Source organism: Bacteroidota bacterium (assembly GCA_016715945.1).
Lineage (GTDB): Bacteria > Bacteroidota > Bacteroidia > Bacteroidales > F082 > JALNZU01.
Genome location: JADJXJ010000001.1, coordinates 1,009,778 through 1,026,620, shown reverse-complemented (window position 1 = coordinate 1,026,620; position 16,843 = coordinate 1,009,778). Strand labels below are relative to the sequence as shown.

Annotated in this window: 5 protein-coding genes, 1 tRNA gene and 1 pseudogene; 2 read left to right on the top strand and 5 right to left on the bottom strand. The window is 48.0% G+C overall.

What is annotated here, in order from left to right; translation table 11 throughout:
* The first annotated feature begins 137 nt into the window (after positions 1-137).
* On the top strand, positions 138-2,729 hold the full coding sequence (clpB, locus tag IPM52_03780; GenBank protein ID MBK9290736.1) for an ATP-dependent chaperone ClpB: 2,592 nt from the start codon (positions 138-140) through the stop codon (positions 2,727-2,729).
* A gap of 153 nt (positions 2,730-2,882) precedes the next feature.
* Here the strand turns inward: clpB and IPM52_03775 are convergent, their stop codons facing one another.
* The 5 genes and pseudogenes from IPM52_03775 to IPM52_03755 all read right to left on the bottom strand — a co-directional run bounded on the left by IPM52_03775 (position 2,883) and on the right by IPM52_03755 (position 13,421).
* Positions 2,883-6,194, bottom strand: a complete 3,312-nt coding sequence (locus IPM52_03775; GenBank protein MBK9290735.1) for a caspase family protein — start codon at positions 6,192-6,194, stop codon at positions 2,883-2,885.
* A 45-nt stretch (positions 6,195-6,239) separates the two neighbouring features.
* The gene (locus tag IPM52_03770; GenBank protein ID MBK9290734.1) at positions 6,240-9,515 is read right to left on the bottom strand and encodes a caspase family protein; all 3,276 of its coding nucleotides are present in this window, start codon (positions 9,513-9,515) and stop codon (positions 6,240-6,242) included.
* A 149-nt stretch (positions 9,516-9,664) separates the two neighbouring features.
* A complete protein-coding gene (locus tag IPM52_03765; protein ID MBK9290733.1) occupies positions 9,665-11,161 on the bottom strand; it encodes a DUF4384 domain-containing protein in 1,497 nt (498 codons plus the stop codon).
* A gap of 380 nt (positions 11,162-11,541) precedes the next feature.
* Positions 11,542-12,780, bottom strand: a pseudogene (locus IPM52_03760) (IS256 family transposase).
* 553 nt (positions 12,781-13,333) lie between these two features.
* Positions 13,334-13,421 (bottom strand) — tRNA-Ser (locus tag IPM52_03755).
* A gap of 535 nt (positions 13,422-13,956) precedes the next feature.
* Between IPM52_03755 and IPM52_03750 the strand changes: the two genes are divergently transcribed.
* A complete protein-coding gene (locus tag IPM52_03750; protein ID MBK9290732.1) occupies positions 13,957-16,824 on the top strand; it encodes an AAA family ATPase in 2,868 nt (955 codons plus the stop codon).
* Positions 16,825-16,843: the final 19 nt, after the last annotated feature.

The window sequence follows — 16,843 nt, the reverse complement described above, 5'->3', positions numbered from 1 at the left end:
TTAAACATCTGGATATCAAAGGGTAAGGCTATAGTTTTAAAGATAGTAATTTGAATTATAACATCTTTTAATGCTGACAAAATGACATGAGTTGTGCTGTGGTATGACTTTTGACCACAGCCTGAAAAAAATGAATTATGAATCTGAATCAGTTTACACATAAAGCACAGGAAGCCATACAGCATGCCCAGGAGCAGGCCAGGCTGCACAGCCATCAGGCGGTGGAAAACCTGCACCTGCTCAAAGGTTTGTTGTTGGCTGACACCCACATCATGCCGCATATTTTGGGCAAGTTGGACGTTAACGCGGATGTTTTTACACGTGCAGTGGATCAGTCGCTCAAGGCATTGCCTAAGGTGCAGGGCGGAGAGCAGTATTTTTCGAACGAGCTGAGCCGCACGCTGCAAGCCTCTTTGGCCATTGCGCGTGAAATGGGCGACGAGTATGTGGCCATCGACCATTTGTTGCTGGCCATATTTGACTCCAGCACCACTGCAGGCCGGATGCTGAAAGACAACAATATCAGCCGCATGGCGCTCGAAGAGGTAATAGCCCGGTTGCGCAAGGGTCAGAAAGTGAATACCCCTTCCGCTGAGCAGTCGCTTGAAGCGCTTGGACGTTATGCACGCAACCTTAACGACCTTGCCCGGCAAGGGAAGCTCGACCCGGTAATCGGTCGCGATGAGGAGATTCGTCGCGTGCTGCAGATCCTGTCGAGGCGTACCAAAAATAACCCCATACTGATTGGCGAGCCGGGGGTGGGAAAAACTGCCATAGCTGAAGGTCTGGCCCACCGCATTGTGAATGGCGATGTGCCGGAAAACCTAAAGAGCAAGCAGATTTATTCGCTCGATATGGGTGCGCTCATTGCCGGGGCTATGTATAAAGGTGAGTTTGAGGAACGCCTTAAGAGCGTGGTTAAGGAAGTAGTGGCCAGCGAAGGCGAGGTGATCCTGTTTATTGATGAGATCCACACCCTGGTGGGAGCAGGAAAAAGTGAAGGCGCTATGGATGCTGCAAACATCCTCAAACCGGCCCTGGCGCGTGGTGAACTTCGTGCCATCGGTGCTACCACACTCAAAGAATACCAGAAATATTTCGAAAACGACAAAGCGTTGGAGCGCAGGTTTCAGCCTGTGATGGTGGACGAACCCGACACAGAAGATGCCATCAGCATTCTGAGGGGGCTCAAGGAACGCTACGAAACCCACCACAAGGTGCGTATTCTCGACGAAGCCATTGTTTCGGCTGTCGAACTCTCGCAACGTTACATCACTGACCGCTACCTGCCCGACAAGGCCATCGACCTGATTGATGAGGCTGCGGCACGTTTGCGCCTGCAAATCAACTCGTTGCCCGAAGAGCTGGAAATTGTTGAGCGCCGAATCCGCCAGCTGGAGATTGAACGCGAAGCCATCAGACGCGAAAACGACCAGCACAAACTCGACCGCATTTCGAAAGAGCTAGCTGAACTCACCGAAGAGCGCAACCGCCTGCGCAGCCAATGGCAAAGCGAGAAAACGCTTGTCGAAGAGATTCAAAAGCAAAAGCAGCTCATTGAGGAGTTTAAGAACGAGGCCATACGCGCAGAACGTGAGGGCAATTTCGGACGGGTGGCTGAGCTCCGCTACGGACGCATCCGCGAAGCAGAGCGCGCCATAGAGGAAGCTCAGCAAAAGCTGCGTGCCTTGCAGGGCGACAAGCCCATGATCAACGAAGAGGTTGGTGCTGAGGAGGTTGCCGGCATCGTGTCGCGCTGGACGGGCATTCCCGTGAGCAAGATGTTGCAAAGCGAGCGCGAAAAACTGCTGCAACTCGAAGCTCATCTGCACCAGCGTGTAGTGGGTCAGGACGAGGCCATACGTGCCGTTTCGGATGCCATCAGGCGAAGCCGGGCAGGACTGCAGGATGCCTCCAGACCGATTGGGTCGTTTATCTTCCTGGGAACCACAGGTGTAGGTAAGACCGAACTTGCAAAGGCATTGGCTGAGTTTTTGTTCAACAACGAGAATGCCATGGTGCGCATCGACATGTCGGAATACCAGGAAAAGCACAGCGTGTCGCGCCTCATTGGTGCACCTCCCGGATATGTGGGTTACGACGAAAGTGGCCAGCTCACCGAGGCCATCCGGCGCAAACCTTATTCGGTGGTTCTGCTCGATGAGATCGAAAAAGCCCACCCCGATGTGTTTAACATCCTGCTCCAGGTGCTCGACGATGGCCGGCTCACCGACAACAAGGGCCGCACTGTGAACTTCAAGAACACCATTGTGATCATGACTTCCAACATCGGTTCACATATCATCCAGGAGCGCCTGGGCCATATTGAAGGCGAAGTGGATGAGCGGGTGTTTGAGCAAACCCGCAATAAGGTGTTTGAGATGCTGCGTGCCCAGCTGCGGCCGGAGTTTTTGAACCGCATCGACGACATCATCATGTTCCGTCCGCTCAATCGCGAGCAGATTGTCGAGGTTACGCGCATGCAGTTTGATCAGGCACGCAGGATGCTGGCCAAAAATGGCATCATGGTCGAAATCAGCCGTGCGGCACTTGAGCACATTGCCGATGCCGGCTTCGATCCGCAATATGGCGCCCGTCCGGTTCGCAGGGTGATCCAGAAACAGCTGCTTAACGAGCTGTCGAAGAAGATCCTTGCCGGTGAGGTACGTCCGGAACATCCGCTGCTGATTGATTTCGAAGATGGACAGCTGGTGTATAAGAACCAGTAAATCAGGCAAAAAGGCCATCCGACAGGGATGGCCTTTTTGTTTGGTTTTAACGATTGCAAATTTGGTAATCGGGCGGTAAGGGGGGACTTAAGTCAATACATGGTTCGAAAAATCATAATTTGTAGAACAGACGATCATGCAGAAGCTGCTCAATCATCGTAGGACAACTATAGGAAAGTCATTGCCAAATCCAAAGCTTGCCGGATATTGCGGGCTGCCTTTGTAGCGTGCGCTTAGTTCGGGAACCATCTGTTGGACGAAAGCGTCTATTTCCTTGACAGTAATTTTGTTATCTCCATTGTCAGCTTTGCCTTTCAGTCCTTCGAGCAGGGTATAGGTGAATACACCATGCCCAAGCTGGACAAATTCAGCTGCAAACTGTTCACTGCCCGATGCGGTGAGCCAATGTGTTCCGGTGGAACGTGCAAGTTGGGCAATGGCACGTTCTTCTGCCGCACCACGCATTGCAAGTGCATTATGTAATGCACCCGCTGATTGACAGGCATCCAGTAAAAACAATTGTTTTTGTGCTTTGATTTCTTTTGCAAAAAACTGAAGTGTTTGTGCACTGATGCCTTGTTTGGCAAGCATTTCAGCGTTGCCGTAGAGTTGCGAAACCTCATGAGGTACGAGGAAAAACTGGTTCTGATCATCGAGCACCCCATGGCCGGCGTAGTAAAAAACAAATACATCCTGAGGCATTGCAGCTTTTGCGACTTGTTCAAGCGACGAGATGATACCATCGCGTGTGGCTTCTTTGTCGCTCAGGCGGTGCACTTTGATCTCCTTGAATAGTTTTGATGCGCCATAACTTATGACCTGGGCAAATTCGTTGGCATCTGCGTTGGCATAATTCAGGTTGTAACGCGGGTTTTTGTATTCGTTGATGCCGATTACAACAGCATGAAGGTTGATATCTGCTGTGGATTGTTCTGGCTTAGATGCAGGTTTGTAGTTCACGATTATGGCATCAGGTGCACTTTCGGTCCGTTGGCTGTTGATGGCTATTGCCCGGAAGTGGTTCTCGCCTTCAATAAGAGAAAGTTCAAATTCAATGGTTATCATGGAACGGCCGGGGTCATCTTCAATCACAAGGTTGCGGGTGGCACGCTGCACCAGTTTTCCGTTTTGGAACAATCGGATTTCTTCCACAATATCATCAAGCGCTGTAGCTTCAACATTTAGTTTAATGTGTTGATGCTGAACCGTGTAATTCCGGATATTTGTCACCTCCTCTTCCACAATCAGGTTGCGTTGTGTTGTTGGTATTCCAATTTTTACAACCGGAGGTAATTTGATTTTATTGATATTGTCGTTTGAAGGTGGGGTGTAATCGTCGAGTAATTTAGCGAAAAGCCTCGGGTAATAAAACCTGTCGGCCAATGCATCAAGGCCAATCAGGTTCCGACCTTGGCGGTAGTACATTCTCTGCATTGCGCCGGGCGTCGCATCATAATGTCCGCCGGGTGTTATGAGCACCCAGTCGTTGCTGTCGTCGAATAGATATAATGTGGCCAATTCCAGATTTTTCGAAAAATCATAAAGCACAATTTTGCTTATGAGGTAGTCTTCCGGAGCACTTGAAGTATAAGCAACCAATGCGTAATAGCCATTTGCCATTAAGGTTGCCCCATATGGCTTACCATTCGGCACATACTTTTGTAGTTTGCGTCCGGAATTTGTTTCATAGAGAACAAGCCTATCCAGGTCGAGAAATGTACTGTTGTCGGGCGCATATACTACTTTAAGCATTTTTGTTTGAGGCATGTCAATCGGTGTTGTTTTGAGGGTTTGCCCGGTTGAGGCCTCCAGCCAGCGTACTGCTCGTTGGGTACGTCCGTTTTCAATGCAAATTATTTGTTTTCCATCGGCAGAGTATTTGAAGTTATCGAACTCACTTTTTTCCAGATGCCAAAGCGTTGATCCGGTGCTGAGATCCCAGCATTTTACTCCCATGATGGTGTTGTAGGCACCGTAGGAAGCCACAAGAAACCTGCCATCAGGACTAAAAGCTGCATAATACATCTGGTTCACTTCTTTGCTTTCTGGTCGGTGAAGCAGGTGTGCCACCTGATGGCCTTTGGCCACATCGTACACATAAATGCCGTAATTCGTCAATACTGCGGCCCTGGACGTTTCTTCCGAAAAAACCAATCCATTGTCAGGCTTAATCTCTGTGAAAGTTTGATAACGAACATCTTGAGCAGACGCATCAAAGGTTTTGGGTTGCCTGCCGTATTCCCAGAAAACTGCCTGCCTTTTATTGCCAAGAGCTGCTTGTCCGATGGTTTCGGCCATGGGGAGGGTTTTTATCTGGATTGTCCCTTGCTGAATATGAAAAGTTTTAATGTGCCCGGGAAAACTTTTGGCTGTGAGGTACCATGAAGCATCGGTGTTCGAAAAAATCTTTCCGGCCTGGAATAGTGGTATGCCCATTTCGACAACGTCGCTGTTGCTTTTGAGATTACGGATGGCCAATCGCGAAAGTTCGTCGCTTACCCCGCCATAGGCAATGTTGGACTCATGCTCATCAATACTGATCTGCCTGATATTCTGAACCGGAAGAATAAACGGACCTTCGGCTTTTCTGTTTTGGATATCCAAAACAGCATATCTGTCGGCACCGGCAACAATACACTTCCCTGAGCGAGGAAATGAACTGAGCCCAACCACAGGAAATGGTACCTGGAAGTTGCCAATGGTTTGCAATGATTGATTCAACAGCTTCACCTGAGTTTTGTCATTATCTGCAAGACTAACAAGCATTTGTCCATCGGGAAGCAGGGCAAAATCGTTGGCTGCGGTACCGGGCAACTTCTGGATACTTCGGTTGGCGACATTAAACTGATAAATGGTCTTTTTTCCGGCAGTCAGAAAGATGCTTTTGCCGTTGGGTGACACGATTAACCTTTTAATTCCCTTGACAGGGTCAGCACCAGATGCATCCATTTCCTGAGGTTCACCAGCAGTTTGGATGATTTTGGTAGTTTTTTCACCAAGAATGGGAATGGTCCAGATTGCGACTTCAAAATAGTTTCCACCAGCCAGGTACAATGTTTTTCCATCCGGACTAAAAGCACAACTGGTGAATTCAAACTGCAGCATTGCATCGCTTTCAGCCATACCTTCGATCATCTGCATGCTAAAATCCTCGGTATTTGTCCAATAGATGCGATTGTAGGTGGTGATGAAAGCCATGGTTTTACCATCCGGCGAAAACGAGAGATCATTGACTTTTTCATAGCTTTCGAGTGCTATGACTGCCAGTTGTTTGCCATCGCCCACCTGCCAGATTTTTAAGTTTTCGTCCGATCCGTAGGAAACCAATAAGTTCTTTCCTGGTACAAAATGAATTCCTGTGATATCGAATAAATCGAGCACAGGTAAAACCAGCTGAGGATGTTCTTGTGGACTGGCAATGGTCGAAATCAGTAAGCACCAAATGATCAGAAATGTTTTTTTCATGGCTGATATATTTTAAAGTTATGCTGTTGATTTGATATTCACTGGTTATCTGGGTATGGCAAGCGGGAAGTCATTTCCAAAACCATAACTTGCCGGATACTGTGGGCTGCCCTTGTAACGGGCGCTTAATTCTGGAACCATTTGTTGCAGGTAGGCGTCAATTTCCTTGACGGTTATTTTATTGTCGCCATTATCGGCGCTGCCTTTTAGTGCTTCAAGCAGGGTATAGGTAAAAACCCCATGCCCAAGTTGGGAAAATTCGGCTGCAAACTGATCACTGCCCGAGGCGGTGAGCCAGTGTGTTCCGGTAGCCCTGGCAAGTTGGGCGATGGCTTTTTCTTCTGCGGCTCCGCGCAGAGCTGCCTGCTCCAATGCACCGGCTGACTGGCAGGCGTCGAGCACAAAGAGCTGTTTCTGAGCTTTAATGCCAGTGGCAAGTTGTTTGAGCATGTTGGCGCTAATGCCATTGCGGGCAAGAGCCTCATCATTGCCGTAAAGCTGCGTCACATCGTGTGGTACGAGGTAAAACATTTTGTCGCCGGCAATCACCCCATGTCCGGCGTAGTAAAACACAAACACATCTTTTGCTTCACATTTTGCTCTCACCCGCTCAAATGCCTGCAGGATTCCGTCTTTGCTCGCGTTTTGATCTGTGACGAGCTCTAAAACAATGTTTTTAAAAAGTTTCGATGCGTTCTGTTTGAGTGAATTGGAAAAGGCAGTTGCATCCGAAAGCGCATAATTGAGGTTATACCGGGGATTTTTGTACTGGTTGATTCCTACGACTACCATGTAGAGGTTCATGTCGCTCAGGCTTCCAGGTGGGGAAGGGGGTGCAGGTCGTTGAGGGGTGTAGATAATTTTTAACTCTGCAGGAACCGACTCCGTGCGCTGGCTGTTCAGGGCAACGGCCTTGAAATGGTTCTCTCCGGCATTTAGCGATACGACAAAAGTCCGGCTGAGTCTCTGGCTTCTGTCATCATCATCAATTACCAGGTTGCGGGTGTTGCCATCGGTGCGCTTGCCATTGTGAAACAGACGGATTTCAACAATCACATCCTCAAGGGCCGTGGCATCTGCAATCAAGGTTATTTCGGAAGATGAAGTGTTGTAAGTAGGAATGTCGTCATCCACAACCAGATTGCGTTGCTTATCCTCGTATCTGAGTGCAATCACTGGGGGACGCTTGAGGCGCTTGATGTTTTCTTCGTCTGGCGGCGTGGGTGGGGCCGGAGATTTGTCGCCAATAATCTGCCCCAACAGGCCGGGTGTAAAATATCGGTCGAACAATCGCTCCAAAGGGATGACCTCTTTTCCCAGGACATAGTAGAGGCGGTTCAATGCGCTTTGCGAACCATCAAATCGTCCTCCGGGGGCCATACATACCCAATCGTCGGTGTCGTTGAAGAAGTAGAGCGTCGCCAGGCGTTGAAAAGATTTCGTATTCCAAAGCATGATTCGCCCGTCATCGCCAACCGAAATTGCAAAGGTGGGATTGTGTGGAAAATATTGCACGCTCCAAAACGAGGATTGGCTTTCGTTGAATTCAGCGGCAACCCGGTTCTTTTTCGCTATATCGTAAAAAAACAATTTTTCGTTTACTGTGTATATGATCTGTTTGTTATCAGGGGAAATGGAAATAGTAAGTATTGTAGGGGCATTTCTGCCAATCGGACCACCGAGATCCTGGGTCCGCATGGTACTGCCATTTTGCGGGTTCAGCCATTTGATCTGTTGTTCGTCGCGATTGAAGCACAGGATGCCTTCCGGGGTTTGTCTGAAATGTGTGTTTCTACCTGGTACAGACCACAGTATGGCTCCAGTAGCTACGTTAAAGCAATAGGTTTTGAATGTGTTGTCGGTGAATTTGCCAACAGCTACGAATTTGGTGTCGTTATCAATAAAGCAACCCAGATCGATATCAATAGTGAATTCCCCATCCTTGCCTACCCTCACTTCCCGGAGAAACTCCATCTTATCTGCATCCACTACATACGTGCCAATGCTGGTGACCAGGCAAGCGATGTTGCCTCGCTTATTTAGTTTTACACTGTAAACAGGCTCATTAATACCATTTGTCAACCAGGCAATACTTTTGCCTGACGGATCAGTTACTTTGTATTTCGAGAAGATGGTTGCGTTTCCAAAATGGTATCTGAATTGACCGTCAGGTGAGTACACACTTTTATCGTTCTGAGCAGTAATTTTCCGAAACATTACTGTGCGGCCAAGTGTGGCCTCCTTTTTTTTACCTAATTGAATGCTGAATCTATCAGGTGCCAGACTTGTATAATATGGTGATATGACGGAAGCGCCTATCTCGCGTATTTTCCTGTATTGTTCGGTGCGAATGTCCCATTCCTCAATTTTGTTACCTGGATAAGTAATAATCCGAAGGACGGTTTGTGTCACGCCCTGCGAAACCCGCCCTGCAGTGTGGACACTTGCTGGTGCATAGGTAGAATGATATTTAAAATCTGGGCTAACGCTTCGGCGGCCAAAGTCAACCACGGCGCTTGTTTCCTCCTGGCAGACCATCAATCGGTTGTCGTCGAGCCAAAAGGTGTTTTTGCCATGTGAGAATGGCAAAGACCGGGTGGATCCATTAAAACGAAACTCTTCGCGAAGGGAGGGCACATGAAGTACTTTAAATATGTATTGGTATTCTGCGGTTTCTTCTATCGCCGCAAGCTTTCCACCAGGCATGAAATAGAACCTGCTTTTGGGCTCGTTTATACTTTGAATTAACGAACGGTTTTGCAGGTCGATGAGTTGAGCTGGGCTTTTTTCAGGTTCCAGAAGGGCATATCTTCCGTCGCGACTGATGCTGAGTACGGTATTGCTCCCGGGTTTATAATCGGTGGTTGAGAAGATATCCACTTTATCTTTTAATTGTCGGTCAACAAGTGCAATGACACGACTGCCTCGATAGTTGATTGCCGCGTAGAGTGAACCATCGGCTGCATAGGCCAAAGCTGCTAACTGATCAATACGCACCGAGTCGGTAACACGGAAATCTTCCAGATCAAAAAAATATACTCTATGGTTTTTCACAAGAGCTACCGTACGCTTATCGGGTGCTTCCACGGCTGCCCACCAACCCGGTTTTTGTGTAAGCAGCATGTGCCCGCCAGATGTTTCCCATATGCTGCCGAAATCACCACTGCCCAGGAACAGGTATTTACCATTTTGCACCATCAATGCAGAGGCAGGTCGGCCTCCGATAGCAGGCAGCACAAGTCTGGGCTCCTGTGCGATTGCCAACTGCTGAAAGTAGAGGATGATGCCGAATAACCACAGGTGTTTTACGATCTTTTTCATGGGCTTGATCATTAAAATTACATACCGATAGCAAAGTGCTGGATTCCGAGATGCAAAGAATGAGGTTGATTTACAATGTGTTAATTTACTATCATAGTACAACTGCGATAGAATTCTCTGAAAAGTCTTGCCCTTAATTTGAAAAGGTGCTAAATGTGCGTGATCTCAACCATCAATGGAACGACCTTTCCCTGTACTTTGCCATCCACCTCAAAGCCCACCTCATAGGGCTTGTATTTTACCTGACCCGGTGGAATCAACTTATCGCCCAGCGCTTTGCGGATTTTGAACGAGAGACCGCCCCTGGTCTGGTTCATGACGCGGTGAATTTCATTGTGGTCAAGTTTTTCGGACGAGAACAGAATGAGCATATAATCAGTGCCTTTGTTGTCGTCGAGACGCACTACCTTGGTTTCAGATGGAAAGGCAATCTGGCTGTTGGGTCCAACACGTGGCGACATGCCATCCTCAAAAGGTAAAAGCTTGTTCACTTTACCTGAGAGGTCGGTAGCAAACGCATAGATGTAAGAGTCGGTATTGATGGTCAGGTAAAAACGGAAGCGTGTGCCGCTGGGGTAGTCGCGGTCCATGCGGTAAGCCACCAGGTCTTCCTTGTAATTTTCCACCGGAGCATCGTCCTCTATCACTAGGTTGCGCACCGAAACGCGACTCACAGGCATGGGATCGCCGGTGTTGAGACGAAACTCGACTACTCCCGACAAACTGGTGATGGCAGGTGGTGGCGTGGGTTGAGGTTCAGGCCTTGGCTCTGGCCTGGGTGGTTCCGGCTCGGGTAAACGCGCGGGATAGGCTTGAAGCGCACCAATGGCAAATTTGGCATAATCAGGATACCTGATCCAAACATAACCGTTGTCAGCCCAATCAGGTCCCCAGGAATTAAGTACCCTGAAAGCCCCACCGCTTTTGTTGTCGTCATAACCTACAACTGTCATGGCATGAAGGCCGTGTTGTCCCGAAGGACCATCATCGCCCGCGGCAGGAATCCATACAGCGGCAGGGCGGTAAAAACTCTCAGGAACCACAAAACACAACACCACCGGGTAACCTTCGGCCAGGGCTTTTTTAGTTGTCTGGATCTTCACCTGGGCGCTTTGTTCATCCGGCAGAAAAAGTATCTGATAATCCTCGATGCGATAGTCGCGGGCATTCATCCTGGCTTGCTCAGTGATATTCAGGCCGCAGGCGTAAGGCAGCACCGAGAGGGTTGGGCAGCCGTCTTGCTTCAAAAGCTCAAGCGCGAGTATTGGATTTGATCCTTGTTGGCAATCGCTGTCCGACGGATTCTTAATTTGCTCATACACCCATGTGGGAGAGTGGACAAGCTTATCAATCTCAGCACGATTGGTGATGTTTTTCTGCTTGGCAGTGAGAATGGTACGGGTATGGTAAGCCACCGCAAAAGCCACGCATGTGCCATGCCGGCCCTGATCACCGGGCGTGGGACAATACTTTTCGAGCGAAGCCGAGGAGGGTACAGAAGCATAACTTGCAGCTGTCAGGCGGGCCTTGTAGGGTGTGCCCCTGTAACTGGGAACGTCGAAAATCAATCCGGTGGAGAAAGGCTGACCATTGGCGCCTATTATTACGAACATCCAGGCAACCAGGCAGAGTGTTGTTTTCAGCATTTTCATTGTTTTGGTTGTTTGGCGACGAAATTTAAATTTTTTTATTTCAATCAACTATTGGATAATGTATTTTAAGATATTGTTTACAATCATGTTGTTAAGGTCAACTCTGGTGGAGAACCAGAACATTGAGATACCAAAGGAATCAATCTGGAAAAAGTTGAAGTCTATTTGTTCAAGTAATTCCTTGCGTTGTAATTCAATCTTTAGGCAAATATTTCTCTGAGTTCAATGTGACTGTTAAATGAAATCAATGCACCGAACTTGCGCCTCCAAGCCTAAGTTTTGGGAGTCACTCGTGAGTTTATCGCCTATACCATGCGGCTCTGTTCAGTTAACTGTGTCAACCTATAATTTTTCTTTCCCAAGACCCCCACCCATTAACGGGTTTTTGGGAAAGAAAAATTATTGCATGTAAATCGTTCATCAAAAATAATCCTTAGTTGTGATTGAATGGTCCTCCATGCGAACATGGGTAATTGCCAGTTTTCAGACACAAACTGTTTCTGAACCAGGTAGAGCAGCTTCATCAATGCCATATCACTACTGAATACCCGTTTTGTTTTGGTTACTTTTCTCAGTCTGCCATGGAAGTTCTCAATGACGTTGGTGGTATGTATTAGTCTCCTTATCTCAGGTGGGTACTTGTAATAATTGGTCAGAAGCTCCCAGTTCTGCTTCCAGCTTCTTTCAATATAGGGATACTTGGCTTCCCATTGCTGACAAAACTCCTCCAAAGCCAGCTCCGAAGCCTCCCTATTTGGAGCCTTATAGATTTTCTTCATGTCACTCATCACGGCCTTACTTTCTTTGTATGGAACATACCTCATTGTATTGCGCACCTGGTGAATGACACACAACTGCACATCAGTTCGTGGAAAAATGGCTTCAACTGCCTGTGAAAACCCTTTTAAATTATCAATGCAGGAAATGAAAACATCTTCCACCCCTCGGGCCTTAAGATCAGTCAAAACATCCATCCAAAAACTGGCCCCTTCTGACTGTCCCAGATACATTCCAAGGATATCTTTAAAGCCCTCGCGGTTTACGCCAATGACAAAATAAACAGCCTTATTGATAATCTTGCCATCTTCCTTTACCTTAAAATGAATAGCATCCATCCAGATTATCGGATATACAGATTCTAATGCCCTTTGCTGCCATTGCCTCACTTCCTCAACAACCCGGTCCGTAACCGCTGTCAGCGTCGACTCCGAGGTATCAACTCCATACACCTCAAGCAAATGCTTGCGAATGTCACTGTAGCTTAATCAGAGTCCATACATAGGTATGATCTTCTGATCAAGCTCCTCATTCAATACCCTTTGCCGCTTCCTTACAATTTGAGGCTCAAAACTGCTGTTACGGTCCCTTGGTGTCTCAATCTCTATCAACCCAAGGCTGGTCTTCAACTGCTTGCTCATCTTACCATTTCGCCGATTGGGCTCTGAACTCTCCTCAAGATGGGCATCAAGCTCGCCTTCAAGACTCGACTCAATTATGCGCTTAATCAATGGCGTAAATATCCCATCAGCTCCCACCAATGGCTTGCCCGATTTTAACTTCTCAATTGCTTCACGCTCAAATGAGCTGTAATCAAATGATTTTTCCTTCTTCATGTTGTCAAAGTTATCATTTCTACTTCTTAACCTTGACACAGTTTAGTAAACAGTCTATCCGAAATCGCCAACTGCGGCAACAAGCAAACCGTTACTTCAAACTTCATCAAAAGTTGCGGAGAAGGGGGATTAGCTTCGCTGATCCCGTTGAGTGAGGCTACAACCCCATCAGCCCCGCCCTGAAGGGCGGTTCCTAAAAGCCTAATCCCGACCTCAAACAAGTTTGGGCCGGGCTTTGGCTTTTAGGATTGGCGCTTCGCGCCATGCGGATGTGATGGGCGTAAAACAACACATTGAATTTTGATGATGCCATGATGAAAAGTTTTTTAGGGTGAAACATAGGGTTAAACTCCCCATCATGCACATTGCAATGTATTGCAAATCAGCGTATTAGGCTCAAATTCGGTGGAGCAGATTTTCATGAAATCTCAACTCCACCTAAACTCCACCGGAAATGCTGCATCCGGTTGCATCCGGCTTCTGCCCTAAAAGCAGAAAACCACCGTAAACAGTGGGGTTTACAGTGGTTTACTTCAAACTTCATCAAAAGTTGCGGAGAGGGGGGGATTCGAACCCCCGGTACCCTAATCAGGTACGACAGTTTAGCAAACTGTTGGTTTAAGCCACTCACCCACCTCTCCGTATCAAAAGAACTGATGCCTGCATTGGCGCTTTGCGGCTGCAAAGATAGAAATTTCCCTATTCACCAAAAGGATTTTTTCGACTTAATGTCTTGTTGAAAAAAAAGTTTCATAAACCACTTGACAATCCCCACTCAACCAGTATAGATTTGAAAAGTCGGAAACGCTCGTAACGTCACCGATTTTTTTCGCAAACTAAGCTTTGCTTAGCTCTCTGGCCCACAACACTTTAAAGAGTCTGTCCCGTTGGACAGCGCCAGAACTGCGAAGAATGTGCTACGTGTAGATTCAATCTTCAGCAGTGAATCAACCCCATGTCGAACCAACCCTTTTTGTGCAGGCCATAGAGTAACCCCCCCCCTTCATTTACGGCAAAATTCTGATCTCCTTCGCGGGGGATGGCGTGGTGTTGCATGACATCACCACCTGCCATCTGCCCTGAATACCTGTATGATATGCTATTCAAAAAAAATTAAATAACTGTAAATCAAATAAATACAACAAAATCATGAAAACACAACCAAAAACTGGCCCCTTGGAACAGGTCAAACTCGCGGCAATGGCAATGGATGGCATCATGCCCGAACCACTGTATCTTGCAAAAGCCATGTTGCTCCATATGCAGGGTAGAAAAGTGATGGCTGAGGTACTCCAGACAGAAGAAGATAAGCTATACCATCCGGAACCCGTCGGCCAGGAGAAGATGGATGCTTTGAAAACTGCTGATTTTCTCTGGCCTTTCGAGATTGTTCAGCTTTTCAATCCTGAGTTATCAATTGTTGATGAACTGAACATTGATGACCAGGATCCTGAAATGAAAGTTATCATACTTTGGCGGAGAATGCTCAAAACCAAAAAGTTTAAATTGCCCAAAGACCTTGCCGGACTGGCCAACGCGCTCAAGGAGGTGGTACCTCATCCAGCCTGGTTTGTACGTGCGGATGATGAGTCGCATCAGCTTATCGTTCAGGCTGAATCAGTTGCCTCAAAGCTGGCGCAACGTTGGCCACATCTGGCCGATTTTTACAGGAATCTCATCCAGCTCTTCAAAACCCAGCTGCGCATGCGAGGTTCCCGGCATGTGGAACCTGTGTTCTACTTTTCCGGACGGAGGGATGCGGCTATGCTCGATCAACTTTCGCTCGGACTGACCGGTAAAAAGCCGGTGGTGTTTGAGGAGGGGCATGATAAGTTCGGTCTGATGCGCCAGATCCTTGCAAAAACACCTGCCAATAGCCTGGTGATCATTCGCCTCAATCGCCTGCGCAACGAAGAGGAGTGCGCTGCCCTGATCAATTCGCTGGGTGGCGACCTGGGAGAGGATTTGCCTAATGAAAAGCTATTCTACACGCACCTGGATGGTGAGGTGCATAACCTTTTTGAGGATAAATACTTATTGATTCAGGTGTTGCTCCCGGATGAGCTGGCGGGCAACTTCAACCTGCATTTCAATGACTTTAAAGCTCTCCTTTTAGAAAACCTGAAGGAGAACAATGATGACGAGTTTTTTCCGATTATATCTGACGAAGAACTTTTCGAAAAATTGCTGAGCCTGAGCACACCTTCGAACAGCATCACACAGGCCTCCATCAACTTACAGGAATTTTTCCGCCTATGTATGCAGGAGTTTTTGAGGTCGTACGCCGAGCTTACAGGCGATGCTGCCTTCGGGCGCATTTCGCACAAAGATGTGATACACCTTGCTGCACGCTTCCTCTTGTCGCAGCGTCTGACACATGTCATGCCGGAGACGTATGTCCTTTATTTCAGAAAATTTTTGCGCGAGTTGCTGCACGAAACCGACAACCTCAGCAAACCTTTCAAAGTAGGCTTCCCTTCGGGGTGGTTTGCCGAAGCATATGAAATGCCTGATATTGAAAGTCTTATGTCATATTATGCCTCAATGTTTGCCGACTATGTGAAAGAGCAGAGGACTGTTGCCTTTTTTGTCGAATATCAGGTTGAGCAAGGGGTTATTTTTATCAAGGAAGAATCAGTGCCGGGCCGAGATCAACTGGGGCCTGTAAACCGGATGGAATCGACGCACACCCTGGGCGATGTGGCCGGAATGGATGAGGTGAAAAAAGAGTTGGCCATGTTGCTTGATGGGATCCGTCACCCCGAAAAATACGAGGCGCTGGGAGTTCATCCCCTGCATAATGTGTTGCTTTACGGCCCTCCCGGCTCTGGTAAAACCTTTGTGGTCAAGGCCTTTGCCAACGAGGCCGGGATTCCTTTTTTCTACAAATCGGCTGCCGAGATCAACGGCCAGCCTTTTGCGGGTTTTGGCGCCAACATGCTTCGCGAGTTTCTCCGCAAAGCCAGTCACAATGCGCCTTGCATCGTGTTTCTGGATGAGCTTGACGCATTCTCGAACCGCAATTTTAACAAGCTCGGGGACGTAGCGTATGATGCTAAAACAATACTCGACACCCTGCTCACCTGGATGGACGGCCTGGATTCGAACCGCGACATCATCTTTGTGGGTGCCACCAATCGCCTTGAAGATGTTGATGAAGCGCTAATCCGACACGGCCGCTTCGGTTTTGTGTACGAGGTGAATCACCTGACAGATGCGCAGCGCATGGATTATCTGCGCATGCTGCTGCTTCCCGATCAGGTGGAGGGAGACTACGAAAACATGCTCAGCCTCATCAACGAAAGCCTGCCTACGGGGCACCCCAACTCCTCTGTCAAAGCCCTGGTGGAAGAAATAAAGCGAAAAACTATTGCCAACAATCGACAAAAGGTCTTGCTCAACGATGTGGAGGAAGCCCTGGACACCCACCTGATGGGATTTGCACTGCCGGAGACTGACGCTGAGGTGCGCCGAGCACTGGCTTACAGAATTTCGGCCGAGGCCCTGGCAAAATCATTGCTTATACGAGGCTATTCAATCCGTCGCATTGTGCTCTCAAAAAGGGAAAAAGCCTTTGCCCGCATCATCAACTCGAGTGTGGAAGACAACAATATCTTTGTGCTGGCCAGGGATATCTTTGCGAAGATGATTTCGACCTACTGCACCATTCTGAGTGAGCAAAAGGCGCTGAATAAAAATCTTTTGCCAATTCGCATGGAGATGGACACAATTGCTATGCTGGCGGGTATGCTTGTCGAGAATTATGACATCGGGCAGGGCGAACAGCTGGTGCTGACTTATGCCCTGGGCAACAATGCTGGTTTTTCCGACAGTTCGAGGGTGCGCCGTAAGACAAATGTACTGGTCGGTCTTGCCAGAGATGCAGCCAACAACCTGCTTCATGAATATTGGCCCGAGATCCAGATTCTTGCCGGTGCATTAATGCGCAGCAATTCTGTGGGTCAGGAGGTGTTGGCGTTCATGCCGAAAAATAAGCTGAGCATCGGGCAGCTGTTGCCGGATCACCAACTTGCATTTTGTTGATTTCCAAAGTGAATTAAAA

Bases quoted from the DNA above. Each gene is read 5' to 3' on its own strand.
- clpB (MBK9290736.1), top strand. From the start codon at position 138: ATGAATCTGAATCAGTTTACACATAAAGCACAGGAAGCCATACAGCAT.
- IPM52_03775 (MBK9290735.1), bottom strand. From the start codon at position 6,194: ATGAAAAAAACATTTCTGATCATTTGGTGCTTACTGATTTCGACCATT.
- IPM52_03770 (MBK9290734.1), bottom strand. From the start codon at position 9,515: ATGAAAAAGATCGTAAAACACCTGTGGTTATTCGGCATCATCCTCTAC.
- IPM52_03765 (MBK9290733.1), bottom strand. From the start codon at position 11,161: ATGCTGAAAACAACACTCTGCCTGGTTGCCTGGATGTTCGTAATAATA.